General features: G+C 60.8%; 25 protein-coding genes, 1 tRNA gene and 1 pseudogene. 11 read left to right on the top strand and 16 right to left on the bottom strand.

The features are described 5' to 3' along the window. Positions 1-21: 21 nt before the first annotated feature. Together X742_RS148265 and X742_RS148260 are read right to left on the bottom strand one after the other, a co-directional pair. Complete coding sequence (locus X742_RS148265; RefSeq protein ID WP_023773694.1) at positions 22-1,185, bottom strand: D-alanyl-D-alanine carboxypeptidase family protein; 1,164 nt, start codon at positions 1,183-1,185, stop codon at positions 22-24. A gap of 94 nt (positions 1,186-1,279) precedes the next feature. Beyond that, the gene (locus X742_RS148260; protein ID WP_023773695.1) at positions 1,280-2,500 is read right to left on the bottom strand and encodes a septal ring lytic transglycosylase RlpA family protein; all 1,221 of its coding nucleotides are present in this window, start codon (positions 2,498-2,500) and stop codon (positions 1,280-1,282) included. Between the two features lie 265 nt (positions 2,501-2,765). Here X742_RS148260 and X742_RS148255 point away from each other — a divergent pair. Next, a tRNA-Ser gene (locus X742_RS148255) sits at positions 2,766-2,855 on the top strand. A 197-nt stretch (positions 2,856-3,052) separates the two neighbouring features. On the opposite strand, the gene X742_RS148250 is transcribed toward X742_RS148255, so the two are convergent. Further along, on the bottom strand, positions 3,053-3,556 hold the full coding sequence (locus X742_RS148250; protein ID WP_023795152.1) for a hypothetical protein: 504 nt from the start codon (positions 3,554-3,556) through the stop codon (positions 3,053-3,055). Further along, positions 3,525-3,719, bottom strand: a complete 195-nt coding sequence (locus X742_RS148245; protein WP_023773697.1) for a hypothetical protein — start codon at positions 3,717-3,719, stop codon at positions 3,525-3,527. Before X742_RS148245 ends, X742_RS148250 begins: the two co-directional genes overlap by 32 nt. A 120-nt stretch (positions 3,720-3,839) precedes the next feature. On the opposite strand from X742_RS148245, the gene X742_RS148240 reads away from it, so the two are divergent. Together X742_RS148240 and X742_RS148235 are read left to right on the top strand one after the other, a co-directional pair. Further along, entirely contained in the window at positions 3,840-4,076 is a 237-nt protein-coding gene (locus X742_RS148240) for a helix-turn-helix transcriptional regulator (protein ID WP_023773698.1), read from the top strand. Positions 4,077-4,083: 7 nt separating this feature from the next. Next, positions 4,084-4,413: a hypothetical protein gene (locus tag X742_RS148235; protein ID WP_023773699.1), complete on the top strand. Its 330-nt coding sequence runs from the start codon at positions 4,084-4,086 to the stop codon at positions 4,411-4,413. An 880-nt stretch (positions 4,414-5,293) separates the two neighbouring features. Here X742_RS148235 and X742_RS148230 read toward each other — a convergent pair. The 3 genes from X742_RS148230 to X742_RS148210 all read right to left on the bottom strand — a co-directional run bounded on the left by X742_RS148230 (position 5,294) and on the right by X742_RS148210 (position 9,564). After that, positions 5,294-5,584 carry a hypothetical protein gene (locus X742_RS148230; RefSeq protein ID WP_023773701.1) on the bottom strand — a complete coding sequence of 97 codons (291 nt, stop codon included), beginning with the start codon at positions 5,582-5,584 and terminating at the stop codon, positions 5,294-5,296. Positions 5,585-5,642: 58 nt separating this feature from the next. Next, positions 5,643-6,767, bottom strand: coding sequence for an acyltransferase (locus tag X742_RS148225; protein WP_198019227.1), 1,125 nt, complete (start codon positions 6,765-6,767; stop codon positions 5,643-5,645). 2,563 nt (positions 6,768-9,330) lie between these two features. After that, positions 9,331-9,564 carry a hypothetical protein gene (locus X742_RS148210; protein WP_023773706.1) on the bottom strand — a complete coding sequence of 78 codons (234 nt, stop codon included), beginning with the start codon at positions 9,562-9,564 and terminating at the stop codon, positions 9,331-9,333. 330 nt (positions 9,565-9,894) lie between these two features. Here X742_RS148210 and X742_RS148205 point away from each other — a divergent pair, with 330 nt between their 5' ends. From X742_RS148205 to rimO, 5 genes are all read left to right on the top strand, one after another. Further along, a complete protein-coding gene (locus tag X742_RS148205) occupies positions 9,895-10,701 on the top strand; it encodes an alpha/beta hydrolase (protein ID WP_023773707.1) in 807 nt (268 codons plus the stop codon). A 96-nt stretch (positions 10,702-10,797) separates the two neighbouring features. Continuing rightward, positions 10,798-11,478 carry a DUF2161 domain-containing phosphodiesterase gene (locus tag X742_RS0137685; RefSeq protein ID WP_031248184.1) on the top strand — a complete coding sequence of 227 codons (681 nt, stop codon included), beginning with the start codon at positions 10,798-10,800 and terminating at the stop codon, positions 11,476-11,478. 72 nt (positions 11,479-11,550) lie between these two features. Then, positions 11,551-11,958, top strand: coding sequence for a DUF930 domain-containing protein (locus X742_RS148200; RefSeq protein ID WP_032922542.1), 408 nt, complete (start codon positions 11,551-11,553; stop codon positions 11,956-11,958). A gap of 184 nt (positions 11,959-12,142) precedes the next feature. Then, complete coding sequence (locus X742_RS148195) at positions 12,143-12,829, top strand: TerC family protein (protein ID WP_023773709.1); 687 nt, start codon at positions 12,143-12,145, stop codon at positions 12,827-12,829. A gap of 158 nt (positions 12,830-12,987) precedes the next feature. Beyond that, positions 12,988-14,301, top strand: coding sequence for a 30S ribosomal protein S12 methylthiotransferase RimO (rimO, locus tag X742_RS148190; protein WP_023773710.1), 1,314 nt, complete (start codon positions 12,988-12,990; stop codon positions 14,299-14,301). Between the two features lie 78 nt (positions 14,302-14,379). Here the strand turns inward: rimO and X742_RS148185 are convergent, their stop codons facing one another. The 8 genes from X742_RS148185 to X742_RS148150 all read right to left on the bottom strand — a co-directional run bounded on the left by X742_RS148185 (position 14,380) and on the right by X742_RS148150 (position 22,720). Then, positions 14,380-15,447: a BMP family ABC transporter substrate-binding protein gene (locus tag X742_RS148185; RefSeq protein ID WP_023773711.1), complete on the bottom strand. Its 1,068-nt coding sequence runs from the start codon at positions 15,445-15,447 to the stop codon at positions 14,380-14,382. 51 nt (positions 15,448-15,498) lie between these two features. Next, complete coding sequence (locus X742_RS148180; protein ID WP_031241293.1) at positions 15,499-16,419, bottom strand: ABC transporter permease; 921 nt, start codon at positions 16,417-16,419, stop codon at positions 15,499-15,501. After that, entirely contained in the window at positions 16,419-17,549 is a 1,131-nt protein-coding gene (locus X742_RS148175; protein ID WP_031248185.1) for an ABC transporter permease, read from the bottom strand. The genes X742_RS148180 and X742_RS148175 overlap by 1 nt, the downstream gene beginning before the upstream one ends. Further along, a complete protein-coding gene (locus X742_RS148170; RefSeq protein ID WP_023773714.1) occupies positions 17,546-19,123 on the bottom strand; it encodes an ABC transporter ATP-binding protein in 1,578 nt (525 codons plus the stop codon). The genes X742_RS148175 and X742_RS148170 overlap by 4 nt, the downstream gene beginning before the upstream one ends. A 217-nt stretch (positions 19,124-19,340) precedes the next feature. After that, positions 19,341-20,318, bottom strand: coding sequence for a quinone oxidoreductase (locus X742_RS148165; RefSeq protein WP_023773715.1), 978 nt, complete (start codon positions 20,316-20,318; stop codon positions 19,341-19,343). Positions 20,319-20,345: 27 nt separating this feature from the next. After that, positions 20,346-21,164 (bottom strand): phosphatidylcholine synthase, encoded by an 819-nt coding sequence (gene pcsA, locus X742_RS148160; RefSeq protein ID WP_015317886.1) that lies wholly within the window; start codon positions 21,162-21,164, stop codon positions 20,346-20,348. After that, a complete protein-coding gene (locus X742_RS148155; protein ID WP_023773716.1) occupies positions 21,161-21,775 on the bottom strand; it encodes a DUF1326 domain-containing protein in 615 nt (204 codons plus the stop codon). Before X742_RS148155 ends, pcsA begins: the two co-directional genes overlap by 4 nt. A 15-nt stretch (positions 21,776-21,790) precedes the next feature. Continuing rightward, positions 21,791-22,720, bottom strand: coding sequence for a DUF2182 domain-containing protein (locus X742_RS148150; protein ID WP_023773717.1), 930 nt, complete (start codon positions 22,718-22,720; stop codon positions 21,791-21,793). A gap of 72 nt (positions 22,721-22,792) precedes the next feature. On the opposite strand from X742_RS148150, the gene X742_RS148145 reads away from it, so the two are divergent. Continuing rightward, positions 22,793-24,007, top strand: a complete 1,215-nt coding sequence (locus X742_RS148145; RefSeq protein ID WP_023773718.1) for a UbiH/UbiF family hydroxylase — start codon at positions 22,793-22,795, stop codon at positions 24,005-24,007. Between the two features lie 147 nt (positions 24,008-24,154). Beyond that, positions 24,155-24,478, top strand: a complete 324-nt coding sequence (gene hspQ / locus X742_RS148140; protein ID WP_023773719.1) for a heat shock protein HspQ — start codon at positions 24,155-24,157, stop codon at positions 24,476-24,478. Positions 24,479-24,562: 84 nt separating this feature from the next. Here hspQ and X742_RS148135 read toward each other — a convergent pair whose 3' ends face one another. Beyond that, the gene (locus X742_RS148135; protein ID WP_023773720.1) at positions 24,563-25,192 is read right to left on the bottom strand and encodes an invasion associated locus B family protein; all 630 of its coding nucleotides are present in this window, start codon (positions 25,190-25,192) and stop codon (positions 24,563-24,565) included. A gap of 233 nt (positions 25,193-25,425) precedes the next feature. Between X742_RS148135 and X742_RS0137690 the strand changes: the two are divergent. Further along, positions 25,426-26,178 (top strand): annotated as a pseudogene (locus tag X742_RS0137690) (ABC transporter substrate-binding protein); the annotation flags it as partial. Positions 26,179-26,868 lie beyond the last annotated feature (690 nt).

Here is a 26,868-nt window from a genome sequence, read left to right on the forward strand (position 1 = left end):
AAAACGTCCATGCCGTCGGTGCTATCGAAGCCAGCCGATCGCCAGTTCCTTGACGGCATCGAGGGCGCGTTGCGGCAAACTGCCGACGCTGATCGACTCGGCGGCGAACAACGGTGTTTCCTGGCTCAGCGTGTCGCCGATCCAGACGCGCAGTGCGCCCACCGGCTGCCCCTCCTCCACCGGTGCCGCGACCGGGCCGGTGTAGATGATCCTGGCCGTCAGCTTGTCGCGGTTGGTGATCGGCAGGAAGATGTCGATCGGACCTTTTGCCTTAAGCGTCACGCCGGATTTCATGCCGCCAAAAACCTGGGCCTCTCCGACCACCTCGTCCTTGGCGAAGATTTCGGTCTTCTCGAACGAGCGAACGCCCCAATCGAGCAGTTTGCGTGCCTCTTCTGCGCGCTCCTTGTCATTTGCCAGCCCGCTCATCGCCGCGATCACCCGCGTGCCGTTGTGGCTGACCGAAGCGACGATGCCGAAACCGGATGTCTCGCTCGCGCCGACAGCAAGGCCGTCGGCGCCGATATCCATCGCCAGCAACGGGTTGCGGTTCCTCTGCGAGATCTTGTTCCAGGTGAAATCCTTCAAGCCGTAATACCGGTAGAAATCGGGGTATTCGCGCCATAAATGAAGGGCGAGCTGCGCCAATTCCCGCACGTTTGTCTGCTGGCCGTCTGCCGGCAGGCCGGTCGAGTTGACGAAAGTCGAGGTCTTGAGGCCGATCTGGCGCGCGCGTTCGGTCATCTCTCCGGCAAAGTTGTCCTCGGATCCGGCCATGCCTTCGGCGATGACGATACAGCCGTCATTGGCGGCTTGCACGGTCACCCCCTGGATCAGGTCCTCGAGCCGGATCGCCGATTTGAGCTTGGCGAACATCGTCGAGGTCCCCGACGGTGCGCCACCTTTGCGCCAGGCATTTTCGCTGACCACGAACGTATCGTCGAGTTTGAGGCGGCCGGATTTGAGGGCGTTGAAAACCACTTCCATAGTCATCAGCTTGGCCATCGAAGCCGGCGGAATGGGTTTGTCGGCATCTTTCGAAAACAGCACCGTTCCGGTATCGGCATCGATCATGAAGGCCTGCGCGGCCTTGGTCTCGAAGAGCTGCGCTTGGGCCGGCGAAAGCGTAAGCAGGAGGCTGAGGAGAAAAAAAACGGCGAAAGGGTGTAGCAAGCGAAACTGCATGAAAATCGACCCGTTGGCCGGCCCCTCCGGCGTGCCGAAACTATCGAGCTTTTTCGGTGAGGGATCAACTGCCGGGCGCAAAACCGCCGCTGGATCAGTCGCGCACGACCAGCGCGTCGGGCGCGCCATGAGACCACGCCGCCTTCAGCAACTCGTCCAGGCCGCCATGGCCGTCCGGATAGAGGTTGACCGCATACCAGTCATTGCCGTCGAGATCGGAGCGCTGGATTTCTATTCTGCCGAAGGGCTTTAGCGCCGAGGCCACATGTGTGGCTTCGGTGACGTCGTCGAACGTGCCGGCGGCGACATAGTCGGCGCTGGACGGTGCCGCTTGGCGGCCGGTCTTTTTCCACGACCGCAGGATGTCCGCGGGCGACATGCCGCTGTTGTCCAGGGCGGCAAAGACATCCGCGCGACGGACGCGTTCATCCGCATAGGACAGCGAGGCCATGGCGAACGGCGACTGCGGCGGCAGGCTGATCTGCGGCCGTTCCGGCACGATCGGTCCAAAATCGGGCAGCGCCAGATCGCCGAAGGCCGGCTGCGCGGCAATCCGTCCCTGTACCGGAGCCGCGGCATCGGTCAGCTGACCTGGAAACGGCACGGCGGCCGCGCCGGCTGGAAGGCTCGGCGCAGGCCCGTTCATGGCCACCATGACGCCGGTCGGCAGGCCATCCGATGGATCAGGTACGCGGTTGCCTGGATGGTAAGAGGCCATCAGGTACTGGTCGTCATTGCCGTCGAGCGGCGCGCGGCCGACATATTCGACCTTCACCTTCGCGGTGCCGACCTTGTCGTAGTCGAGCATCTGCGCGGCTCGCTCCGAGACGTCGATGATGCGGCCCTCATGGTAAGGGCCGCGGTCATTGACGCGCACGATGACCGAACTGCCGGTTTCGAGGTTGGTGACGCGGGCATAACTGGGCAGCGGCATGGTCGGATGCGCCGCCGTCAGATGCGCCATGTCGTAGACTTCGCCATTGGCGGTCAGCCGGCCATGGAAGGCGTCGCCATACCATGAGGCCAGACCCACCTTCGCGTACTTCTTGTCTTCCTTGGGATAATACCACTTGCCGCGCACCTGATAGGGCTTGCCAAGCTGGTCGCGACCGCCGCCGCGGCGCATGAAGGCAACGCGCGGACTGGCCTTCACTCCGTATTCGGTCTCGGCGAAATATTCCTTGGAGCGGGTCTTCTTGTAGACCATCCCCTTCGGCTCGGGCTGCGACGCGCAAGCGGCGAGCAATGCAGCCGACGCCGCGAGCAACGCACCCGTGGCAACGCGACGAAGACGCGGATGCGTCACAGCCTGCATTCTTGATCGCCCCCTAAGTCTCGATGAAGACGTCGCATCCACCATCCGAGGAGCCAAAGCACTCGCTCGACAATGTCAACGACGCTTCGAACCCCCGATCCTTTTTGCGCAGGAATTGTTTATCACGGTATTAACCGATTGTGGCCGGAACCGGGCAAGATTGTGACGCTGTTTGCCCTGCCCCTAGGTTCAGGGGGCGACCTGCTCACCCAAGCCGGTTGACAGGCCTTTGTCGGGCACACTAGAGCAGTGGCCAGCAGTCGCTGGAGGGATGGCCGAGCGGTTTAAGGCACCGGTCTTGAAAACCGGCGTGGGCGCAAGTTCACCGTGGGTTCGAATCCCACTCCCTCCGCCAGAATTTCTGTTATCGACTTGAAAAACCATCGCTTTCTGACTTTGCCTCATTCGCTTCCTAACTTGGTTCCTAACGTGCGCAAACGATGAAGCCCGCCAGGGCGAACCGTGGCGGGCTTGGGGTCTGCGGAAGGATCTCACTTCGATTCGCGGGGCGCCCACGCCTCGTAATGAGCAAGCTTGGCATTGCGGGAAGCATTAGTTGCCATGCAGCCGACAAAAAACAGGCGTTTGGCCTCGGGGGCGGTAAGGACAACGTTGGCGCCTTCCCCCTGCGAAATGTCGTTCCAGCATATCCATCAACACGTCCATCGTGTTGTCAGCGTCGCAAATCAAGGGCTCCAACGCCGAGAAACGGGTTTTATAGTTGTCGGCGGCGGTCATTTTGTACCGCCTTTCCCGGTGTCGATCATCGAACGCAGCAAGGCCTGCAAGCTGATTGTCGAGCTCGCCGTAGCGCCATGGGTGGAATTTTCTGAGGTACCGGCCTTTCGCGGCAAGGTCGGGCGGAGTGCGAGCAGGGAACCGGCAGACGTGATAGAGCGCCGAATACTCGCCGTCGCTGCCATCTTCCCACGTCTGATGTTCCTGCGCGGTTGCCTCGCGGCCGAGGATAGCGCTGTCAGTGCAGGCGCAAACGCTTTGCCAATGAGCCCAAGCCTTCCTGTGGTCATTGATCACGGCGCGCAGATCGGGCGACATCTTCGGTCGCCTGTCTCGTGCTGTCGACCTGCGCTGTCGGCGCCTTGCCAGCGGCGCCGACAGTTGCGAGTGCAAGGCCGGCACCGGTCAGGTTGATCATCATCCGGCGGCGTTTGAGTGTGGGCATGCCTTCGGCGGCAGCCCGAATAGTGATGTTCGGCATGTGGGTTCTCCTAGTTGTGTCTCACACATGATGAGCTGTGTATCATTAACCTAAACGGATTTTGTCGCTTGTCAACGGCTTTCTATTTGTGATACACAATTTGCTCAAAGAGGAACTTGGATGCTCACCACTGGAAATCAGCTAAAAGCTGCACGCGCCCTCATCGGCATGGAGCAGCAAGAGGCCGCGAACGAAGCCGGCGTTCACGTCAATACAATCCGAAGCATGGAGGCGGCCGGAGCCTCTGCTATAGCTGGCCGAGCACAAAACGTTCAGGCGGTGCAGCGGGCGCTTGAAGCCGCAGGCATCGAATTCCTGAACCACGGAAGTCCAGGCGTTCGGCTAAACAGGAAGTGAAGAAGTCATGCTCAAAGTCCTGCTTATCGCGAGCGCTGTCCTGGTCAATCCCGCTCGCGCGGATGACATAATCTACAAGAACCTTGGCGCAGGGCTAAAAACATGCGGCGATTTTCTCCGCAGTAAGGAAACCACACGCACCTACTATGTCAGCTGGATATTAGGTTTTCTTACTGCAACGAACCTCACGCGAGCTGTAGCAGGCGGAGACGGCTCGATGCCAAAGTTAGGCAGCCCCAGCGACCTCGAGCTTTGGATGACAAATTTCTGTGCTTCCCACGCACTAGAGACGGTCGCGAATGCCGCAGTGAATTTGTCTATCGAGATCAGCAAATGACTGAACTGGTCGCTCGCCGCGCTATGTCGGCCAAGCCCCGGCAAGCCATCTTCAAGGAGCATTACATCAGCTGGGCGGAATCTTCAGTATGTGGCTGTGCGCCTGTGGATAAGTAACCGGTCATTCACCATGACGTTGTGTTGTGCATGAAGGCGTTGCATCGGGTCCCCAATCCCGGTGTGGCCCTGCCCTAAATGGCGACCGACGCTTTCAAGTGGTTACTCAGGCGTATGCGTCGGTCGCCAACTCTTTCAGTGCTTCATCATCCGAAAACGCCGTGCCGCCTCCGCCTTATCAGCGATTCCTCGTTCTGCTGGGTCCGCCTCGCAGTCGTGCTGCTCCTCGATTGTCTCGGGTTCGAAGTCGGCTTCGCCATCCATCTGAGCAAGCGTGTGAACAGGTGCTTGATCGCGCTTCGATTCGCTTGCGAAAGAACGCGCTCATTCATCACCCCATTGGACGCTGAGCGTTCCGCCAAGGACGCGAACGGCGCGGACTATGGCGGCGTAGTTTATGAAGCCTCGGGACCCGTTCCAATTTTTTCGTTTGAAATAGCCGCGCGCTCGAGCGTAGTGGTCAAGATCTACCATTGTAAAGCCCTGATGCCTGCTGCGCTCTCGTACTGCGTCGAGAAGAGGGTTTCCGGTACTCTTGTATGGCTGCTGCGGTCGGACCAGTCCTAGCCGCGCCCCTCGGTCGCGCAGCACTCTAGACCCCGTGTGTGGGAACGCCTTACGCATTTCTTCGGCACTGGCGGTGCGGTACATTTTTCTAAACTGTGTGTCTTCCCGAGCCGTCCATATGTGCCGCTTGATAGTTAGGTTTTCGGCTCGGCAGCGATGCTTCAACGCTTCTAGGGTGCGATGAGGGAGCGCCTTCCTCATCGCCTTGTAGTCAGGATAAAGCGACCGACACTTTTCAATTTCCGCGGTAGTCCAGATCGGAGATCCGCGGCCATGATTGCCGGCGTCAGTTCAAAGGAGCCGATGATTTCATCGGTGGTCGGCGTGGCGGTGCCGCTGAGGTCGACGACCTGGCCGTCGCGAACGTATTTGAGCGGGCGGCGATAATAGCCGGCGCGCCCGCCGTCGCCCGGGTAGAGCGGCACCTGGAACACCGTCTGGAAGGCGTCGTTCTGAAACGCATTGGTCTGGAAGGCGGTGAATGACATGGCCTTTAGCTTCCCTCAGTCGCGTCCGATGCACTCCATGTTCTGGCGATGCCGTTACCTAAGCCGGCAGGAATGCCAGATTTTTCGCCGGTTGTCGGATTGTCAGCCTCTGCCCGAGCCAAACGCCGCCTTGTTCAAACAAGCGCTCCGAGAAAGCTGCCAGCGGGATCGTGAGTAGTAGGACCACGGTCCCAACAACCATGCCGGTAAAAAGCGGGTGCGTCGTTTCCACGCCGAGTGGAACAACAATCGACCAGGCGACAAATAGCCATATGACGTTAAGCAGATAAAGGCTGTAGCTGATGCGGCCCAAAAACAGGACCGGATGCCAGTTCAAAAAGCGGACGACGGCCAACTTCGGCGACGCGTAGTAAACTGCGCCGACCAGAGCGCCGCAGAGCGCGGTTTGCCCTACGGCGCTCTGGATGCCATTCATGTCGGTTGCAGCTCTCAGGACGAAGAAGCCTACACAAAGCAAAACAAGTGCTGGCCCCGTCATCTCCGAGAAGAACGGCTTCAGCCGCTTATCAGCGACGAGCATTCCGACCATGAATGCGGACAGCCAGCTGTGCATGTTTGGAGCCCACAAGACCATTGCCGGATTGCCGAAGGCAAAGATCGAATAAGCGACGCAGGCGAGCACGGCGATCGGACCGAATGTTCGACCAATGAAGAACGCAGCCAAGATGAAGGGTACCGCCAGAAACTCTGCTTGAATGGTGCCTGACGGGCCGTGCCACGTAATCTTGAAAAGCGAAGCATTTACGAGCGCAGCCCCGAGGTTAGGTACCGGAAAGCCTGCCCAACCTAGCTGCTGATAGAGAATCGCTACCGCAAGGAAACAGCCCATGCAGAAGAACATGGCGGGGTAGAGCCGACATAGCCGACGAACGACAAAATTGACAACCACCACGATCGGCCTAGCTTTGTCTCGCTCCAGCGACAGCCGGAGCACAAACCCGCTAAGAACAAAGAACAGCAAGACTGCGCTGTTTCCGTTGACCGCCGCAAGTACTATCTTGGTCGCTACGTCGCCAAAGGTACTTAGGCTCTGGATCGGCGGGATTAGAATAGTATCTATTAGAACCTGATGGTGAAGGATTGCGTGGTAAAAAATCACCGACGTCGCAGCAATGCCACGGAGACCGTCGAGAGCGTTACTGCGATAAGATTCGCTATCCATGTGCTTGAAATATCGGCATTTAGCGAACCCGTCTAGCCCGCAGCAGACCATGCGCTGTACATGTGCTTGTTCCGAAGGAAGCCTGGGCTACCGCTCGAATGGTTGTCGTCGCGTGTATATCAGCAAACGTTGAAGGACTGAGGTTTAGAAGACACTCCCTCCGCCACAACGTCTATGAATCAGATAGGGACCACCGCTATCCCGCTGCGGTGGTACCAAAAGACCTTCACCAAATCATCTGCCGGGGCCATGGTCGAGTTCGAGACGGGCATCTGGGCCGATTTGAGGGATGCCGATAAGGGGTGACCGCAAGTGCCGCAAAGCGCCTCGCGGTCACCATCCACGTTGACTTTGAGCGTGGTGGGCACAGGGAACCGGTAGCTATCCACCGCGTTCTCTCGGCATGCTCAAGAAAATCGCCTTTGCCGCCGTGCTTGTTCAAGTTGCAGCCTTGTCAGCCCTGCTAACGCAAACATTCCTCCTTGCATCCACGCCCACCCAAGCGGCCAGTGTGCGAGGCGAGCCCGTGGTGGCCGTTACGGCATCGGAATGCGCCAAGGCGACATGGCCTGATATTCCCGTTCAGTGCCTTGAGAGGGTTGAGGCGAGAGTGCAATAAAACGGGAGAAATCCAAGCCGGCGGGCCGCTGCCGAAACACGGAATCGTTCCATTGCGTCCAAGGCGGTCATTGCTAAACGTCGCAAGTTACAGGTTACTGCTGACGCCCGGCCGGCGAAACTGTCACGATTAACGAATCGTTGACCGCGCTGTCCTATTCTGAGACAGCGCGGTCAAATCCCAACCGGACTGCGCAGGCGGCTCCGGCAACCCAGCCCCCGCCGCACTGTCGGAGCCGCCACCATACGATGAATAAATACCAGCAATGGTTGAATCAACCGTTACTGCAGTTGTTGCAACTAGAACGAACGACATCCACCGTTCCGCACCATTCCACCTTTTGCGCCTGGTTCANCGTTACTGCAGTTGTTGCAACTAGAACGAACGACATCCACCGTTCCGCACCATTCCACCTTTTGCGCCTGGTTCAAAAAACCGCAGGACCTCATAAGGGCCAAAAAAGCCCGCCGGGCGGAGCCAGCCCGCTCAGCGTGACAAACAGAAGACTGATAGCGAATCCGTTTCGATTGATGCTCTGAGCATGGAATGCGCCTTCGATGGCATCGCCAGCGCCCAGACAGCCCGGCAAACGGCAATGGGAAGCGCTATAGCAGCGAGTTCTGCTAAATCTCTCTCGCAAGCGTGAGCCGTGCTACAGCCGGCTAACCACTCTACAGAAGAGCCGAGCAGTCTATCTGATCGCGCATCGAGGCTAGATCGTCGCGAACGAGCCATTCCGAGTAAGCCCTCAATCGCCTGAGGCCAGCAGTCTTGGCGTCTCGCTCGGTTCGCTCCGTTTCCAGCGTTGCGGACGCTGCGATCCACGCGATGCATTTAGGCTTCGGATGGTGTCGAAATGATCCGACAATTTGATCCTTCACCGGCCATTCCCCTCGTGCGACCTGTCAAGCTTTTCACATGTGGCAGGGTACGTCGTCCGTCATTGTGATGATGTGGCACGGCCAACTGCGATGCTATGGCAATCGCTTGGTCCGTCTGAACTATCGCCGTGCCGACCGCATTGTTTCCCGGCTGTTTCCGATGGCGGCAGCTCCAGGCCGCGTGGCATGCAAAAAGGGCCTTCAGCCGGGGCAGGAGGCAATTCAAAAGGGGGGAACCGACAGCAGGGTAAGCCGACCAGTCCCGCACCTTCATGACCGGCACATATTTTCCAACCCACCCAGCAAAAGGCCCGCCAGGTGGGAACCGGCGGGCAAGTTCTGGAGTGCTGGGATCAACCAGCATAGGTCAACGATGGGCGGCGAAGTTGGTTGCGGGGACGACCCCAACCGTAGACGGCTATTTCGACTCCACGCCCGGCTCAGGCTGAATGTCGATCGTGTCGCCATCTCCATGCACGGCGTCACGGTCCCAGTCATTGGTCTTGTCAGGTGTTTCGGCAACCGCTTTTCGGGTGTCCCTTCCTCGGTCCTTGCGGGGTTCTGGACCTGGCACTTCGCGTGATGACTTCGGCTCCACATGCGCCTCCTGTTCTCGAACCAAAACAAAGTCGGGGGGCTCGGGTTCCAACAAAGCAAAGCCCGCCGCCTCCGGGAGGAGCGCGGCGGGCGATTCGGCTAGGAGTTGAGGGGACATCTCCAAGCTACCAAAACAACAGATCGACAGCCGCCGCGACCGCTCCGCCCCGGCTGCGAACGATTGGCGTTTGCTATTTGGCTTTTAGCCGGAGACATATCAGCCAGATTTTTTCGCTCGGTTTTTGAAGCCGCTTTTCGTTGCGCGCGTTCGTCTGGTGGCCCCGACGGTTGATGCAGCCCGGCCGTCTCCGCCGTTTGAATGATGCCGTTTCTGGAAGCTGGCGTATTAACGGTCAAGCTGGCGGGTAATCATCCCAACCCAACACCGCTGGTCAGGCCCGGCGGCGTCCCACCCCTCCTCGCCGGGCCGCCCGCATGTTGCACAAAGCGAAGGTCGCCACCTTGCTCAGTCGGACTGCTGTGTGCGCTCCGCGATGGCAAACGCCTGCAGGTTCCTGGCCTTGCCGATGTCCCGGTCGGCGTCTGCGATGATCGAAAAGAAGGCTGCTCTCGCAATATCCTTCTTGGAGGCCTTGGGGTGCGCTTTCCGGGCAGCTTTGACAAGCTGCTTGGGAGACATGTCGGGCGTGACGATCCTCATGAGGGTATCGCCGATCGCACTCATTTCGCTTGCATCCATGATGGGCGTCCCTGTGCTGACCGCAATGCCACGATAGCAAGGACAACTCGCGACCGACAATATGGTTCTGAAAATGAAAAACCCCGCCGGGGTTTGTCCTGGGAGGACCCGCGTTGAGCTGCGTTCGACAAGCGCGCGCCGACCAAGTAGCGCCAGATCGCGACTAGGATGTGACCCCCGGCGAGTGCGTTTGTCACATGGCAAGCCATGAGCACGGCAATGCAAACGCCCCTGTCGTGTCGCTTGATGGCAGCAGAAATTCCCTCGCGGGTTGGTATTGGCGGTTGCCGACGGTAAATCTAGGCGTGCGCGTTTGGAGGCTGTTAGGCAATGGATTATCGCGACGACGACCTGGCGAAATTCGAAGCGAATGGCGCCGCTCCTTTGCCGGCTGCGGCGGATGAAGGCCAGGTCGAGCACGAGGGTGCAAGGATCTGGTACGCGACGTTTGGGACGGGTTATCCCGTGATCCTGTTGCATGGTGGCCTTGGCCATAGCGGCAATTGGGGATTTCAAGTCCCTGCTTTGGTCAAGCACGGTTATCAGGTCGTCACCATCGACAGTCGCGGCCATGGGCGCAGCACCCGCGACGAACGGCCATACAAATACGAACTGATGGCTTCGGATGTCCTGGCGGTAATGGAACGCCTGCAATTGAACAAGGCTATCGCGGTGGGCTGGAGCGATGGCGCCTGCGTTGCCCTGATCCTTGGCATGAAGGCCGCCGATCGGATCGCGGGCGTGTTCTTCTTCGGCTGCAATATGGATCCCAGCGGCACGAAGGATTTTGAGGCCACTCCGGTCATCGAGCGGTGTTTCGGCCGGCACAAAAAGGACTATGCCGAGCTGTCGGCCACGCCAGGTGAATTCGACGCGTTTGTCGAAGCTGTGGGCCTGATGATGAAGAGCGAACCCAACTATGGCGCCGCCCAGTTGCGAGAGGTTCGCGCGCCCGTTGCGGTTGTCCAAAGCGAGCACGACGAATTCATCAAGGACGAGCACGCGATCTACCTGGCCCGCAGCATACCGGCATCGGAATTGATCGTGCTGCCTGGCGTCAGTCACTTCGCGCCCTTGCAGCGTCCCGACCAGTTCAATCGTGCGCTGTTGGCCTTCCTGGCAAAAATTCATTGTTGAGCCCTGCCGCATCGCTTCCGAAATCCGGCTCTGGGCAGGCACGCGCCACCATTCGCCTGCGAGGCTTTTCATCTCGAATCAGCTAGACCTTGCGCTATGAACGAGACCTCACTCTACGCGCCGGTGAAGCGTTTCCTCGAAAACCTCGACTTCGTCGTGAAAGGGGAAATCGGTGGTTGCGACATCGTCGCTTTGCGCGAGGGAGAGCCGCCGATTGTCGTCATCTGCGAGCTGAAGCTGCAGTTCAATCTCGAACTGGTTCTGCAAGGCGTCGACCGTGCGGCTGCTTGCGATGAAGTTTGGCTGGCGGCGCGCATGTCGGCGCGGGGCAAGGGACGCGAAAGCGATGCCAGGTTTCGCAATCTCTGTCGCCGGCTTGGCTTCGGCCTGCTCGGCGTGACCGCCAATGATAGGGTCGAAGTGCTTGTCACTCCGGTCGCCCCGGCGCCGCGCAAAAATGCGCGACGGCGTTCTCGCCTCGTCGACGAGCACCAGCGCCGCCGCGGCGATCCTGTCGCTGGCGGCGGATCGCGCACTCCGATCATGACCGCCTACCGGCAGAGCGCCCTCACCTGCGCCGCGGCGTTGGCGGACGGACCCAAGCGCCCGCGCGATCTGAAGGCGTTGACGCCGCTCGCGCCGAAAATTCTGCAGCACAATGTCTATGGCTGGTTCGCGCGCGTCGATCGCGGCGTCTACGACCTCACCGACGCCGGCCGCGCCTCCTTGATGCGTTGGCCGCAGGTCGAGCAGATGAAGGCCGACACGAGATTTTGATTGCGCCGGACCTCTGAATACCGGGTTTGCCGAGCATGAACCGCCGCTATTGGTTGATTCTTCAGACAAAACATGTTGCTTGTCCCGCCCATGAAGACACTCTGCATGATGGCCATTGCGTCCCTGACGCTGGCTTTTCCGGCCAGTGCGATGGACAACGCCTTGCGCGCCGGGCTGATGAAACTTGACCCGCAAACTCGCCTCGAACAGCGTTGCGATGCCGAAATCCTGGACCGGATCACCCACGATGATCGCAAGTTCAAGGCCGACCGCGTCGTCGCTTACGCCTTCGCGACGCCGGAGATGAGCGCCGACGCAATTCGGAGCTCCGGTGCGGCGTTCCGCAGCAAGGGGCAGTGGTACCGGCTGAAGTTCAAATGCCAGACGGGGCCGGATCATATGGAAGTTCTCCAGCTCCGCTATCGGATCGGGGACGAGATTCCGGAAGCCGACTGGCCGAAATACAATCTCTACGATTAGGTTCTCGCGAGCTTGCGACCGTCTCTGGCTTGCGCGCGGCGGCTGTTGAGAACCTCCTGTAAGTCCACCGCCACGAAAATGGTTTCCAGCGTTGCCCGTTGCCGCGACTTGACGCCAGTGGACCATGCCTTTAGGCCCGTTCGGACGATCGACGACGAACACTCGACGAAGGGCTTCCATGTCGATGGAAATATTTACCGCCGCGGGCTTTTCGGCTCTCCTTCAGGTCATCGCCATCGACCTTGCGCTCGCGGGCGACAATGCCATCGTTATCGGCCTTGCCGCGGCCGGCCTGCCGGCCAGCCAGCGTCAGCGAGCCATTCTTGTCGGCATCGCGGCGGCTACCGTTCTTCGCATTTTCTTCGCCCTGATCACGCAATGGCTGCTGACCATTGGTCCCATGCTGCTTATCGGCGGCGGCCTGCTTTTGCTGTGGGTTTGCTGGAAGATGTGGCGCGAATTGCGTGTCAGCCACGACGATGAGCGCGACGCCACCGAAGCGCTGTCGAACGGCGACTTCGACAAGGATGGCGTCATTGGCGGCAAGGGGCCGAGCAAAACCTTCTCGCAGGCCGCCTGGCAGATCGTCATTGCCGACGTCTCGATGTCGCTCGACAATGTTCTGGCCGTCGCGGGAGCGGCTATGAACCATCCGACGGTGCTGATTGTCGGACTGGCGCTGTCGATCGCGTTGATGGGTTTTGCCGCGTCGTTCGTCGCGCGCTTGCTGCACAAATACCGCTGGATTGCCTATATCGGCCTGGTCATCATCCTCTATGTCGCGGTCAAGATGCTGCTGGACGGGGCCGTGCAGCAATTCCCCGATCATTTCGCCTTCCTGTCACCCTGGTTCGGGTCAAGCGGGCACTGACACACATGCCGGGCCGCGGGGCTCCGTTTGCCTGATTGAGCAAGCCGTGCTATTGCGCCGCCCGAATTGAGCTCCTGCCAGGAGCCATGCAAACCGTCATATGTTGAGACTGCGGGCCGGATCGGTGTTTCCGGTTCGCGTCCATTGGAAAATTGCCCATGTCCGCCCCGCGCGTCAGCTTCGTCAGTCTCGGATGTCCCAAAGCCCTTGTCGATTCCGAGCGCATCATCACGCGTCTGCGGGCCGAGGGCTACGAGATCGCCCGCAAGCACGACGGCGCCGATCTCGTTGTCGTCAACACCTGTGGCTTTCTCGACTCCGCCCGCGACGAGTCGCTCAACGCCATCGGCTCGGCATTGTCGGAAAACGGCAGGGTCATCGTCACCGGCTGTCTCGGCGCAGAGCCGGACGTGATCCGCGAGAGGCACCCCAACGTGCTGGCGATCACCGGCCCGCAGGCCTATGAGAGCGTGATGGCCGCCGTCCATGAGGCAGCCCCTCCCTCACACGATCCCTACATCGACCTGCTGCCGCCGCAAGGCGTCAAGCTGACGCCACGCCATTACGCCTATTTGAAGATTTCGGAAGGCTGCAACAACCGTTGCACCTTCTGTATCATTCCGGCACTGCGCGGCGATCTCGTCTCGCGGCCGGCCGCCGATGTGCTGCGCGAAGCCGAGAAACTGGCCAATGCCGGCGTCAAGGAACTGCTCGTCATCTCGCAGGATACCAGCGCCTACGGCATCGACATCAAGTACCAGACGTCCATGTTCGGCGACCGCGAAGTGCGGGCGAAATTCCTCGACCTCTCGGAGGAATTGGGCAAGCTCGGCATCTGGGTGCGCATGCATTATGTCTATCCCTATCCGCATGTCGCCGACGTCATCCCGCTGATGGCCGAAGGAAAAATCCTTCCTTACCTGGACATCCCCTTCCAGCATGCCTCGCCACAGGTGCTGAAGAACATGCGCCGGCCCGCCCATGGCGAAAAGACGCTCGAGCGCATTCGCGGCTGGCGCGACGTGTGCCCGGATCTCGCCATCCGCTCGACCTTCATCGTGGGCTTCCCCGGCGAAACGGATGACGACTTCGAGATGCTACTCGATTGGCTGGATGAAGCGAAAATCGATCGCGCCGGTTGCTTCAAATACGAGCCGGTCAGAGGCGCCCGCTCCAACGAGCTCGGGCTCGAGCAGGTGCCGCAGGAGATCAAGGAAGCGCGCTGGCATCGCTTCATGCAGCGCCAGCAGAAGATCTCGGCAGCGCAGCTGGCCAGGAAGGTCGGCAAGCGTCTGCCGGTGCTGATCGACGAAGCGCACGGCAAATCGGCAAAGGGTCGCACCAAATATGATGCGCCCGAGATCGATGGCTCGGTCCATATCCAGTCGCGCCGCCCGATGCGCGCCGGCGACATCGTCACCGTCAAGATCGAGCGTGCGGACGCTTACGACCTCTACGGCTCGGCTGTCTGAGCCTTCCGTCAAGTTGTCCATCCAAATGAAAAAGGGCGCCTCGCGGCGCCCTCTCCCAATCGAGACGTGGCGTGCTGTCTATTGCGGCAGCTTGTCGTCGACGCCCTTGACGTAGAAATTCATGCCGAGCAGCGTCCCGTCGTCGGCGACTTCGCCGTCCTTCAGCCATGCCGAGCCGTCCTGCTTGGCGATCGGCCCGGTGAAGGGGTTCCAGCCTCCGGCGATCTTCTTTTCGGTCGCTTCGGCCATCGCCTTCACGTCGTCTGGCATGTTGGTGTACGGCGCGAGCTTAACCGCGCCGTCCTTGATGCCGAGCCAGACATTGTCCGGCTTCCAGCTGCCGTCAATGGCTGTCTGCACACGGCTGATGTAGTAGGGCCCCCATTCGTCGGTCAGCGAGGTCAGCTGCGCGTTGGGCGCGAACTTGATCATATCGGACGACTGGCCGAAGCCGTGCAGCTTGCGCTCCTCGGCCACCTGCAGGGCAGCGGTCGAGTCGGTGTGCTGGACGATGATGTCGGCGCCCTGGTCGAACAGCGCCTTGGCGGCGTCGGCTTCCTTGCCCGGATCGAACCACGAATTGACCCAGACGATCTTGGCCTTGAAGTTCGGATTGATCGACTGCGCGCCGAGCATGAAGGAGTTGATCCCCATCACCACTTCCGGGATCGGGAAGGAGACGATGTAGCCGGCGACGCCGGACTTCGATTCCTTGGCGGCGATCTGGCCGAGCACATAGCGGCCTTCATAGAAGCGGGCATTGTAGATGCCGAGATTGTCCCCGGTCTTATAGCCGGTGGCGTGCTCGAACATCACCTTGGGAAACTTCTTGGCAACCTTCACTTCGGCGTCCATGAAGCCGAACGAGGTGCCGAAGATGATCTTGCAGCCTTCGCGCGCCAGGCGCTCGAAAGCGCGGTCGGCATCGGGGCCTTCGGAGACGTTTTCCAGGTAAGCAGTCTCGACCTTGTCGCCAAGCGCCTTCTCGACCTGGAGGCGGCCCTGGTCGTGCTGGTAGGAATAGCCGAAATCGCCGATCGGGCCGGTGTAGACCCAGCAGGCCTTCAACTTGTCGGCGGCCTCCGCGGACGCGGCTAGCGACAAAGCCGCTGTCGTCGTCATCAGGGCAATAAGCAGTTTTTTCATTGTGTTACCTCTCTGAGTTAAGCCTTGGAGCTTCCCGTCTTGTTCTTGTTGTCAACGATCCGGAACGAATGGCTGCCCCAGGGATGCCGGCGTGTTCATCATCGTCAGACGCTTGTTGCGCGAGATTAGAACGAGAACCACGACGGTTGCCAGATAGGGCAGAGAAGAAAGCATCTGCGAGGGCACTGGAATGCCAAAAGCTTGTGCATGAAGCTGGCCGATCCACACCGCGCCGAAGATGTAGGCACCGGCCAGCACCCGCCATGGCCGCCATGACGCGAACACCACTAGTGCGAGCGCGATCCAGCCGCGGCCCGCGGACATGTTCTCGACCCACTGTGGCGTATACACCAGCGACAGATGCCCGCCGGCCAGACCGGCGCAGGCACCGCCGAAGATGACCGAGAGATAGCGGTAGCGGATGACCTTGATGCCGAGCGCATGGGCCGAGGCATGGCTGTCACCAATCGAGCGCAGCGTGAGGCCAGTACGCGTCTTGAACAGGAACCACATCACCGCGGCCGTCAGCGCGATCGAAATGTAGAAGATCGGATCCTGGCCAAAAAGAAGCCTGCCCACGATCGGTATGGAACTGAGGCCGGGAATATCGAGATTGGGCAGCCTGACGCCGGGCTGGCCAACGAAGCCTGTTCCCATCATGCCGGAAAGGCCGAGACCAAGCAGCGTCAGTGACAGGCCGGTTGCCACCTGGTTGGTGGCCAGCGACAGCGTCATCACGGCAAAAAGCAAGGAGAACAGCGCGCCCACGACGATCGCCGCCAAAAGGCCGATCCAGGGCGATCCCGTCAGATAGCCAGCCCCGAAGCCGCCGACGGCGCCCATGACCATCATGCCCTCGACACCGAGGTTGAGCACGCCGGAACGTTCGACCACCAATTCGCCAATCGCCGCTATCAATAGCGGCGTCGCCGCCGTGGCGATGGTCAGGAGGATGTTGACGGTAATGTCCATCAGCGGGCTTCCTTCAACTTTGGCGCGGTCTCGAGCTTCGCGGGCGTTTCCTGTTTCGTCAGCGCCAGACCGATCAAGCGAATGCGGTAGTGAATGAGCGTGTCGCAGCCAAGCACGAAGAACAGCAGCATGCCCTGGAACACCCTCGCCACCTTGTCGGAAATGCCGAGCGCGCTTTGCACGGCCTCGCCACCGAGATAGGTCAGGGCCAGCACCAGGCCCGCGGCGACGATGCCGAGCGGATTGAGGCGGCCGAGGAATGCCACGATGATAGCCGTGAAGCCGTACCCGGGCGAAATTACGGGCTGAAGTTGCCCGATGGCGCCGGAGACTTCAGAGATGCCGGCAAGGCCGGCCAGCGCTCCCGATAGCAGGAAGGCAAAGAACACCATGCGGTTGAGTCCGAAGCCGGCGAAGCGCCCTGCTCTCGGGCTGGAGCCCAGCACGCGGACCTCGAAGCCCTTGAGCATGCGGCCCATCAGGATCCAGATCAGCACCGCGGCCACCAGGGCGAACACAAACCCCCAATTGGCGCGTCCGGCATCAGGCATCAGTTCCGGCAGCACGGCCGAGTCGCCGAACTGGATCGTCTGCGGAAAGCCGTGGCCCTGCGGATCGCGCCAGGGACCCCGCACCAGCCAGTCGAGGAACAGCTGCGCGACATAGACCAGCATGAGGCTGGTCAGGATCTCGTTGGTATTGAACCGGGTCTTCAGCAAGGCCGGGATCGCCGCGTAGGCCGCACCGCCGACCATGCCGAGCAGAAGCATCAGCGGCAGCACCAACGGGCCTTCGAATTGCGGGAACAGCACGGGAATGATGGAGCCGAAGATCGCGCCGAAGATGAACTGGCCCTCGGCGCCGATGTTCCAGATATTGGCCTTGTAGCAGACCGACAGGCCGACAGCGATCAGGATCAGCGGCGCCGCCTTGATCGCCAGCTCATGCAACTGCCAGACCTGGCTGACCGGCTCGATGAAATAGATCTGGAATGCATTCAGCGGATTGACGCCGAGCAGCGCGAACAGAACCGCGCCGGCAATGATGGTCAGCGCGAAGGCGATGAACGGCGACAGTGCCGAAAACAGCGCCGAGCGCTGCGGGCGTTTGACGAGTTCGAGGCGCATCATGCCGTCTCCAGCGTATGTTCGGCGTGGCCTGGCTCGGCGCCGCCCATCAGCAAGCCGACCTTCTCGAAAGTCGCTTCTGCGATCGGCATCGGCCTGGACAATTCTCCATTGTGCATGACGGCGATTGCGTCCGATATTTCGAACAGCTCGTCGAGATCCTGGCTGATCACCAGCACCGCCGATCCGCCGCGCGACAGTTCGATCAGAGCCTGACGGATGTGGGCGGCGGCACCGGCGTCGACACCCCATGTCGGCTGGTTCACCACCATCACGCTTGGGCGGCGGTCGAGTTCGCGGCCGACGATGAATTTCTGCAGATTGCCGCCCGAAAGTGCTGCCGCTTCAGGATCCGGCGCGCTCTTGCGCACATCCATCGCCTCGATGATGCGTTGCGAGGCGGCATAGACGGCGCCGCTCTTGACCATGCCGCCGGTGCCGACAAAAGCCTTGCCGTCCGTGGCATGGCGCGACAGCAGTAGGTTTTCCGAGAGCTTCATGCGCGGCGCGGCGCCATGACCGAGACGCTCCTCCGGCACGAACGCAGCCCCCAACAGGCGCCTTCCGGTAATGGTGAGGCCGCCAGCGTTCTTGCCGCGGATGCGCACCGAAGCGGCATCCTGCTGCAAAACCTCGCCGGAGACGGATTCGAAGAACTCGCCCTGGCCATTGCCGGCGACACCGGCAATGCCGATCACCTCTCCAGCGCGGACATTGAGGCTGATGTTCTTGAGCGGAATCGAAAACGGCGTTGCCGGCTTGCGGTTGAGGTTGAGGATTTCGAGCAGCGGCTGCGCGGTTTCGATCCCTTCGACCGGCGCCCGCACCACGGCCTGTACTTCGTTGCCGACCATCATGCGGGCGAGCGATGAGGCTGTCTCCTCGCGCGGGTTGCAGTGACCAACCACCTTGCCGTGCCGCAGCACCGTGGCGCGGTCGCAGATGCGTTTGACCTCTTCAAGCCGGTGCGAGATGTAGAGGATCGATTTGCCTTCCGCGCGCAAGCGTTCCAGCGTCTCGAACAGCTTGTCCGCTTCCTGCGGGGTCAGCACCGATGTCGGCTCGTCCAGGATGATGAGCTGTGGCGTCTGCAGCAAGCAGCGGATAATCTCGATGCGCTGGCGCTCGCCGACGGACAGATCGCCGACCAGCGATTCCGGATCGAGCGGCAGGCCATAGCTGTAGGAAAGCGCCCTCGCCTTGGCCGCGATGCTGCCGATCGGCGAGCCGTCATCCAACGACAGCGCGATGTTCTCGGCGGCCGTCAGGGCTTCGAACAGCGAAAAATGCTGGAAAACCATGCCGATGCCGAGCTTTTTGGCAACGCCTGGGCTGGTGATCCGCACTGCCTGGCCGTTCCAGAAAATGTCGCCGGAATTGGGTTCCAGCGAGCCGAACAGCATCTTGACCAGTGTCGATTTGCCGGCGCCGTTCTCACCGAGCAAAGCGTGGATTTCACCTTTGGCGATGTTGAGATCGACATGATCGCACGCTGTCAGCGTGCCGAATATCTTGGTCAGGCCACGAACCTCGAGCAGGTTCGCCCCATCATGATTTGCACTCACAGTGCCTCCCATCCGGATTACCGGACATGTTCTGTGTTCCCGCAAGCATCGTATGCGCGGCCGCCTCTCGTGCGAAAGCAGCACCCAACTTGAAAGAGCTTCAAGAATTTCAGCGGAAACTCAAGGACAAAGATCAGCCTTCCTTCGCACAAGCATATGGCGGGCCGGCTTTTCGGGCAAACCATGCCTGCGGCTGCGGCAGCGCGCTGGAAACCCAGGCAGATTGTCGTCAGGGAACCAGGATAGTCGTACCTGTCGTTCTGCGGCCTTCAAGGTCCGCATGTGCCTTGCCGGCGTCTTTCAGCGCGTAGCGCTGATTGATCTTGATCTCGACGGCGCCGCTGAGCACGACCTCGAACAGTGCGGCGGCGGAGGCATCGAGGTCCTCGCGCCTGGCATTGTAGACGAACAGCGTCGGCCTGGTTGCGAACAGCGAGCCCTTCTGCGCCAGCAGCGACATCGAGAACGGCGGGATGGGTCCCGAGGACTGGCCGAAGCTGACGAACATGCCGAGCGGCCTCAGGCACTCGAGCGATGCCGGAAATGTGTCGTTACCCACCGAATCGTAGACGACGTCGCACTTCTTGCCGCCGGTGATGGCTGCTACGCCGGCGACGAAATCCTGCTCCTTGTAGTTGATGACATGGTCGAAGCCGTGCGCCTTGGCGAGTTCGATCTTGTCGGTGGAACTGGCGGTGCCGATGACAGTCGCGCCGAGATGCTTCGCCCATTGGCCGAGGATCAGGCCGACCCCGCCGGCCGCGGCGTGAAACAGGATGGTGTCGCCCGCCTTCACCTTGAAGGTGCGGCGCAGGAGGTATTCCGCGGTCATGCCTTTCAGCATCATGGCGGCGGCCTGCTCGTCGCTGATGCCGTCCGGTATCTTGACGACCTTGCTGGCATCAATGACGCGTTCTTGCGCGTAAGCGCCCGTCGTCACGGCATAGGCAATCCGGTCGCCCGGCTTCAGCCAGTCGATGCCCCCGCCGACTTCCAGCACCACGCTGGCGGCTTCACTGCCCGGAACGAGCGGAAATCCGCCGGGCGGCGGATAAAGACCCGAGCGATGATAGACATCGATGAAATTGAGGCCGATCGCGGTATGCCTGATCAGGATCTGCCCCGAACCAGGTTGGCCAGGATCGGTGTCCTCATAGATCAGGACTTCCGGACCGCCATTGGCGTGGATGCGGATGGCTTTGGACATGGAGAGGATTCCTTGAAGAGCGGCGGGTCAGGCCTTTTTGGCGCCGAGGTTCGGAAAGAACTGCATGAGGCCACCAATGGTTGCGAGGTAGAGCCCGGTAACGGTGATGCCGATCTTGGTGAAAGTGCCGACTTGCTCGCCCAGCACGCCGATCTGGTCGTAGAAAGCGGCGAGTGCGGCCTGCGCAAGCGCGAGCGCGCCGAAAGCACACCACAACAGCGTCATGCCGAGATTGATCGGCCGCAGCCTCTTCACCCGCACCGGATGGATGAAGTTTATCGGGACAAAAGTCAGAATGCCGGCCACCACCACCACCGCGAACGAGACCCATTGTCCCGGTTCGATGACAAACAGCGTGAACACCACCATGTTCCAGACCACCGGGAAGCCCTTGAAGAAATTCTCCTTCGTCTTCATGCCGGTGTCGGCATAGTAGATCGCGCTGGAGACGACGATGATCGCCGCCGAAAGGAACGACAGGCCTTCGCCCATGAAGCCCCGTTGGTAGAGCGCGAAGGCCGGGATCAGCACGTAGGTCACGTAGTCGATGATGTTGTCGAGGAGTTCGCCGGACCAGGTCGGCAGGATTTCCTTGACCTCCAGCTTTCGGGCGATCGGCCCGTCGATGCCATCGACGAACAGCGCCAGGCCTAGCCACCAGAACATAGCCGTCCAGCGCTCCTCGCTCGCCGCCACCAGCGACAGGAAAGCCAGGAACGAACCCGAGGCGGTCAGCAGATGCACCGAAAACGCACGCGCTTGCGGCCAGGTGACCTTCTTCTTCGGCCGCGGAATCCGGTCGGTGATCTTCCCGGCGATCTTGCGGGCTTTTGTGTTCTTGCTCACGGGCCCCGCCAATCAAGCTTGCATATCTCGGCCGAGCGGCCGGCGAAGTTCCAGTTGCGGCCAAAGGCGCGCATCTTGCTCTTGTCGGACCTCGCCACGATGATCTCCGGTGCGATCCAGTATTCCGAATTCGTGATCACCGTATCCTTGTCGCGGTCCTTGCCCGCGATTGGCGTGACCGCTCCGTCGATGATCTTCGGAATCTGGAAGATGCGGGTCTTGTCCCGTGTCTCGTAGGTGATCGGCACCTGTTCGACGCCCAGGAATTTGCCGACGAGGATCGAGAGCAGCGACGGGGTCCCGCCGGCCTTGCCGGTGAAGATCCTGGTCAATGCCTTGACCGCGTAAACCGAGGCTCTGATGTCGATGAACAGGCCCGCGGTCCAATTGCCGCGGCTCATGTAACCGGGGATTTCCATGATCAGCCCAAGGTTGAGGCCGGAGAGGTCGACTTCGCCGAAGTGACCCGCATCGATACGGAAACCCGCCCATGTCTGGCAATAGCCTTCTGTTGGCGGGTGACTGCCGAGCGACAAGACGCAAGGGCAAAAAACCGTGCAATTGCAGGAGAGTACGAGCTCTCCTTTCATTGCCCAGCCCGGGTCAGTCATCGAATTCCCCCCCAATCACAGTGAGACTACTAGCAGCACGGCTGCCCAGACAAGCAGTATCGCACCGGCCAGCCGGGTTGGAAGACTGCCCGTCGCTTGTTTTTCAATCAGGGTGAACACGCCGATCAGCGCCATCCAGAAGACGTTCATGACGCCGACTGCGAACATCACCAGCATCAGTGCCCAGCAGCATCCCAGGCACCAGATGCCTTGCACGAAGCCCAGCCGAAAGATGCGGAAGATCTCGGCACTCCAGTTTGAAAACAAGGTCGAGAACGGGTTCCGGCATTTCGTCAGGCAGGCCTCCTTGAGGCCGCTGAACTGGTAGAGGCCGGCAACCAGCAAGGCCAGTCCACCCGCAACGCCAAGCACCGGATCGAATACCCCTCCGGACGCGGCGCCGGCGTGGACGGCAAGTGTCAGTGCCGCAAACAGCAGCGAGGCGGCGAGCCAGGCGCAGAGGTAGCCGGCAACCAGCACCAGCGGATGGACGACCGGCGCCCGCTTGATCCGCGCCGTATCGGCGATCTCGCAATAGGTGCGGATCATCGGCGCCGCCGACGGCAGCATCGCGGCGATCGCCATCAAGAACCACATGAGGATGAGTGCCAAAGCGCGCGGGCCGATGCTCGCGTCCAGCGGTGCTGGCGAAAGGCATAGAACGAAAAAACGTTCCAGGAAATCGGGCAGCGGCAGCTGTGGCAGGTTGCGCAGGAGACCGTCGCCCGGCGCGCTGATCCGCGCCTCGGCGCCGCGTATCGCCATCGCGGCAAGCAGCAGCCAGGCCACCCCGATGCTTGCACAGACGACGACATTGACCGTCAAACGCGGGTTGCGCGCGACATTTGCCGTGGCGCGGCCGGCGCGGTCGAGATGGCTGAAATCGTCCTGTTGGCCGGTCATGACACCCGAATGGGCCGAATCGCCGCGTTGATCAAGCCGCATCATCTGCCCTATATGCCTCTTTCGACTGGCGGGTCTGGTGGCCGCCTCTCAACTGCAGACCGGAAGCCGATCTTGGAGCATCAGGAAACAGCGCGGATACTGATTGCGGGCACGGGGCCGGCCGGGTTGATCGCCGCGCTTGCCTTCGCCGATGCCGGCTTTCGCGTGACGATTGTCGGGCCGGACATCTCGGCTCCCGACGGTCGCACGACGGCGCTCATGGCGCCTGCCCTGAAGATGCTCGAACGGCTGGGCGTGCTCGAGGGCATCAGGCCCAAGGGCGCGCCCTTGAAGGTGATGCGCATTGTCGATGCGACCAGCCGGCTGATCCGCAGCCCCGTCGTCACCTTCCGCGCCAGCGAGATCGACGAGGAACAGTTCGGCCTGAACCTCCCAAACGGCGTCCTTGGCCCGGCGCTTGCCGGCAAGGTGACCGCGCATTCCGGGATCGAATGGCGCAGATCCATGGTGAAGGCATGGCACCTCGGCGCCGTCAAAGCGCATGCCGCGCTGGCTGATGGCAGCGAGATCGATGCGTCCCTTGCGGTCGCCGCCGACGGCCGCCTGTCGCCCGCCCGCGAGGCCGCGGGCATCTCGACGGCGGCGCGCGCCTACCCCCAGGCGGCGCTCGTCCTCAATTTCGGCCACAACCGCGAACATGGCTTCACCTCGACGGAATTCCATACAGAGACCGGCCCGTTCACGCAGGTTCCACTGCCGGGCAATCGCTCCAGCCTTGTCTGGGTGGTCAAGCCCGAGACCGCCAAGGAGCTTGCCGCTTTGGACGATGCAACGCTCTCGCTCCGGGTCGAGCGACAGATGCAGTCGATGCTGGGCCGGGTAACCGTGGAGCCGGGCAGCCAGATCTATCCATTGTCGACGGTTACCCCCCTGCGTTTCGCGGCACGACGGGTGGCGCTTGTCGGCGAGGCGGCGCACGTGTTCCCGCCGATTGGCGCGCAAGGCCTCAACCTAGGGATCAGGGATATTGACGATCTGGTTGGAATCGCGCGCGAAAAACGTGAGGATCCGGGGGCTGTTGCGGCCCTTGCTGCATACGATTTCAAGCGCCGGCCCGATGTTCTGGCGCGCAGCAGCGCTGTCAATCTCCTCAACATGTCGCTGCTTTCGGACATGTTGCCGGCGCAGATGGCGCGTGGCGTTGGCCTGGGTGTGCTTGGCGGCTTTACACCGCTGCGTGCCTTCTTCATGCGTGAAGGGCTTCGCCCGGGCAGCGGCTTTGCGGCACTTGCGGGTGGCCTTCGGAAGCCGGCTCGGCAGCGCTAGCGATTTTGGGGACTTTGCAGCGGTATCGCGACGTTCACCAGAACCTTTGTTGCGCGTACCGCGTATCTTGAAGGCGCTCAGACGCTCGGGATTGAATTGATGCGGAGTCTGCGCCAAATAAAGCCAAGGAATTCAGTGGTGAGTACGATGAAAACGGCCAAATTCGCGATCGGACAGGTGGTTCGCCACCGGCTGTTCCCGTTCCGAGGCGTTATTTTCGACGTCGATCCGCAATTCGCCAACACCGACGAATGGTACGAGGCCATCCCCGCCGACGTACGGCCGCGCAAGGACCAGCCGTTCTACCACCTGCTCGCCGAGAATTCTGAAACCGAATACATCGCCTATGTGTCCGAGCAGAATTTGCTCGAGGATCAGTCGGGAGAACCCGTCCGCCATCCGCAAATCAACGAAATGTTCGACAAGAAGCCGGATGGGTGCTACGCGCCGAAACGGCAGTCCAGGCACTGACTTCCGGCATGCTGAGTATGGCCAGAAATGAAAAAAGCGGGGCATGACCCCGCTTTTTTGACTCGATATGTTGCCGACGCCGGATCAGTTGGCGGTCTTCGCCTTCTCCTGCTCGTCCTTGAGCTTCTTGGCGAAATCCTGGTTGTTCTTGGCGACGAAGTCCTGAAGCTTTTTCTGCCGGTCCTCGATGTCGGACTGCTGCAGCGGCGGTCCGTCATAGGCGCCGCTGAAGCCCTGCAGCGCGATCTTGATCGGGTTGGCCTGGTTCTGGAAATTGATCGAGGTCAGCGTGATCCCCTGACCCTTCTTGAACGAAGCGACGAGCTGATCGGTCAGCGGCACTTCCGCCACGCAGCGATCCGGGAAGCAGATGACATAGTCGAGCTTCTGCGCCTTGCCGGTGTCGATTTGCAGGCCAATGCCGGGAGGCACGAGGCGGCCGGTCGGGACCGTCACCTGGAACACTTTGCGGTTCACCTTGCCCTTGAGCTCGATCAGGCTGACGCCGGTGACGAGTTGGCCATTGCCAGCGGTGACGATGTTCTGGACATTGCAGATGTCGACGTCTTCCTGCTTGGTGCAGGCCTTGAACCAGCCCTGCGGAATCTGCGGCTGCTGCTGCGCGGAAGCAGAGGGAAGTCCTGCGCCGAGAAAGCCAACCACGCCTGCGGCCATGACCGACAGGCGGTACGCGTTGCTGTTCAGGCTCGTCATGTCGTGCACTTCCTCTCAATGATCCCGGGGACCGGCTTCTTCGTGCCGTGTGGTCCAGCTACCTGTTGCCGAAATGAGGCAACAGAATGACTTCGGACGGCGTGTTACACTGCAAGCGGCGTCGAATCCAGCCCGCGCACCGGTAATTCTTGACGACGCCATTGGCCGCCACGCAGGTGCCCCATGCTAGGGTGCGCACCGAATCATCAAGCCGACTTGTTAGGGAGACGGTCATGGGCCGCGTTCTTGTTTGGCTGGTCACCGCATTATCGTTTCTCAGCCTGTCGTCGCCACCGGCGCTGTCGGAGCCGCAACACGCGATTGCGATGCAGGGCGAACCGGCCCTGCCGCCGAACTACGCCCATTTCAGCTACGTCAATCCCGACGCGCCGAAGGGTGGCAGCATTACCTATTGCGTCGTCGGCAGCTTCGACAATCTCAACCCTTTCATCCTGAAAAGCCTGCGCACGACCGCGCGCGGCATGATGGACACAATTTACGGCAATCTGGTCTTCGAACCGCTGATGCAGCGCAGTGCCGACGAGGCCTTTACCCTCTATGGGCTTCTGGCCGACACCGCCGACCTGGATCCCGAGCGCAAGAGCGTCGAATTCCATCTCAACCCGAATGCCAAATGGTCGGATGGTCAGCCAGTGACGCCGGAAGACGTGCTGTTCACCTACGATGCCTATACGCAGAAAGGCCGTCCGCCCTACAGCGACCGCATGGCCAGGATCGCCAAGCTCGAAAAGACGGGCGACCATAGCGTGCGCTTCACCTTCAATGACAAGGCCGATCGTGAGTTTCCCCTGATCATCGCGCTGACGCCGATCATCCCCAAGCACGCTTTCGACATCGACACTTTCGACAGGACGACGCTGAAGCCGCTAATCGGCAGCGGTCCCTACGGGATCGCGCAGGTGACGCCCGGCCAGCGCATCGTCTTCAAGCGCAACCCCGACTATTGGGGCAAGGACATTCCCGCCAANGGAGTTCAGACGTGTGCTCTTCCGATCTGATCGTGAGTTTCCCCTGATCATCGCGCTGACGCCGATCATCCCCAAGCACGCTTTCGACATCGACACTTTCGACAGGACGACGCTGAAGCCTCTAATCGGCAGCGGTCCCTACGGGATCGCACAGGTGACGCCCGGCCAGCGCATCGTCTTCAAGCGCAACCCCGACTATTGGGGCAAGGACATTCCCGCCAAGCGCGGTTTCGACAATTACGACCAGATCACCATCGAGTATTTTCTCAACGCCAACGCCAAGCTCGAAGCCTTCAAGAAGGGTCTTTGCGCCATCGACGACGACAGCGATCCGGTGAAACGCGAGCGCGATCTCGACTTTCCGGCGTTTCATAGGGGAGATGTTGTCGCTGAAACCTTCGATACAGGCATTCCACCCGTCGTGACAGGTTTTCTGTTCAACACGAGGCTGCCGAAGTTTTCCAACCCCGTGGTTCGGCGCGCGCTCGGCATGCTTTATGATTTCGAATGGGCCAACAAGAACCTGTTCGGCGGCAAGTACACCCGCACGATGAGCTACTGGCAGAACTCGGAGCTCTCCGCGCTCGGCCATCCGGCTGATGACAGGGAAAAGGCACTGCTGGCACCCTATCCCGGCCGCGTGCCGGCCGACGTCATGGATGGCACCTGGAAACCGCCGGTGACGGA

It is taken from the genome of Mesorhizobium sp. LNHC229A00 (assembly GCF_000502415.1).
Taxonomy (GTDB): domain Bacteria; phylum Pseudomonadota; class Alphaproteobacteria; order Rhizobiales; family Rhizobiaceae; genus Mesorhizobium.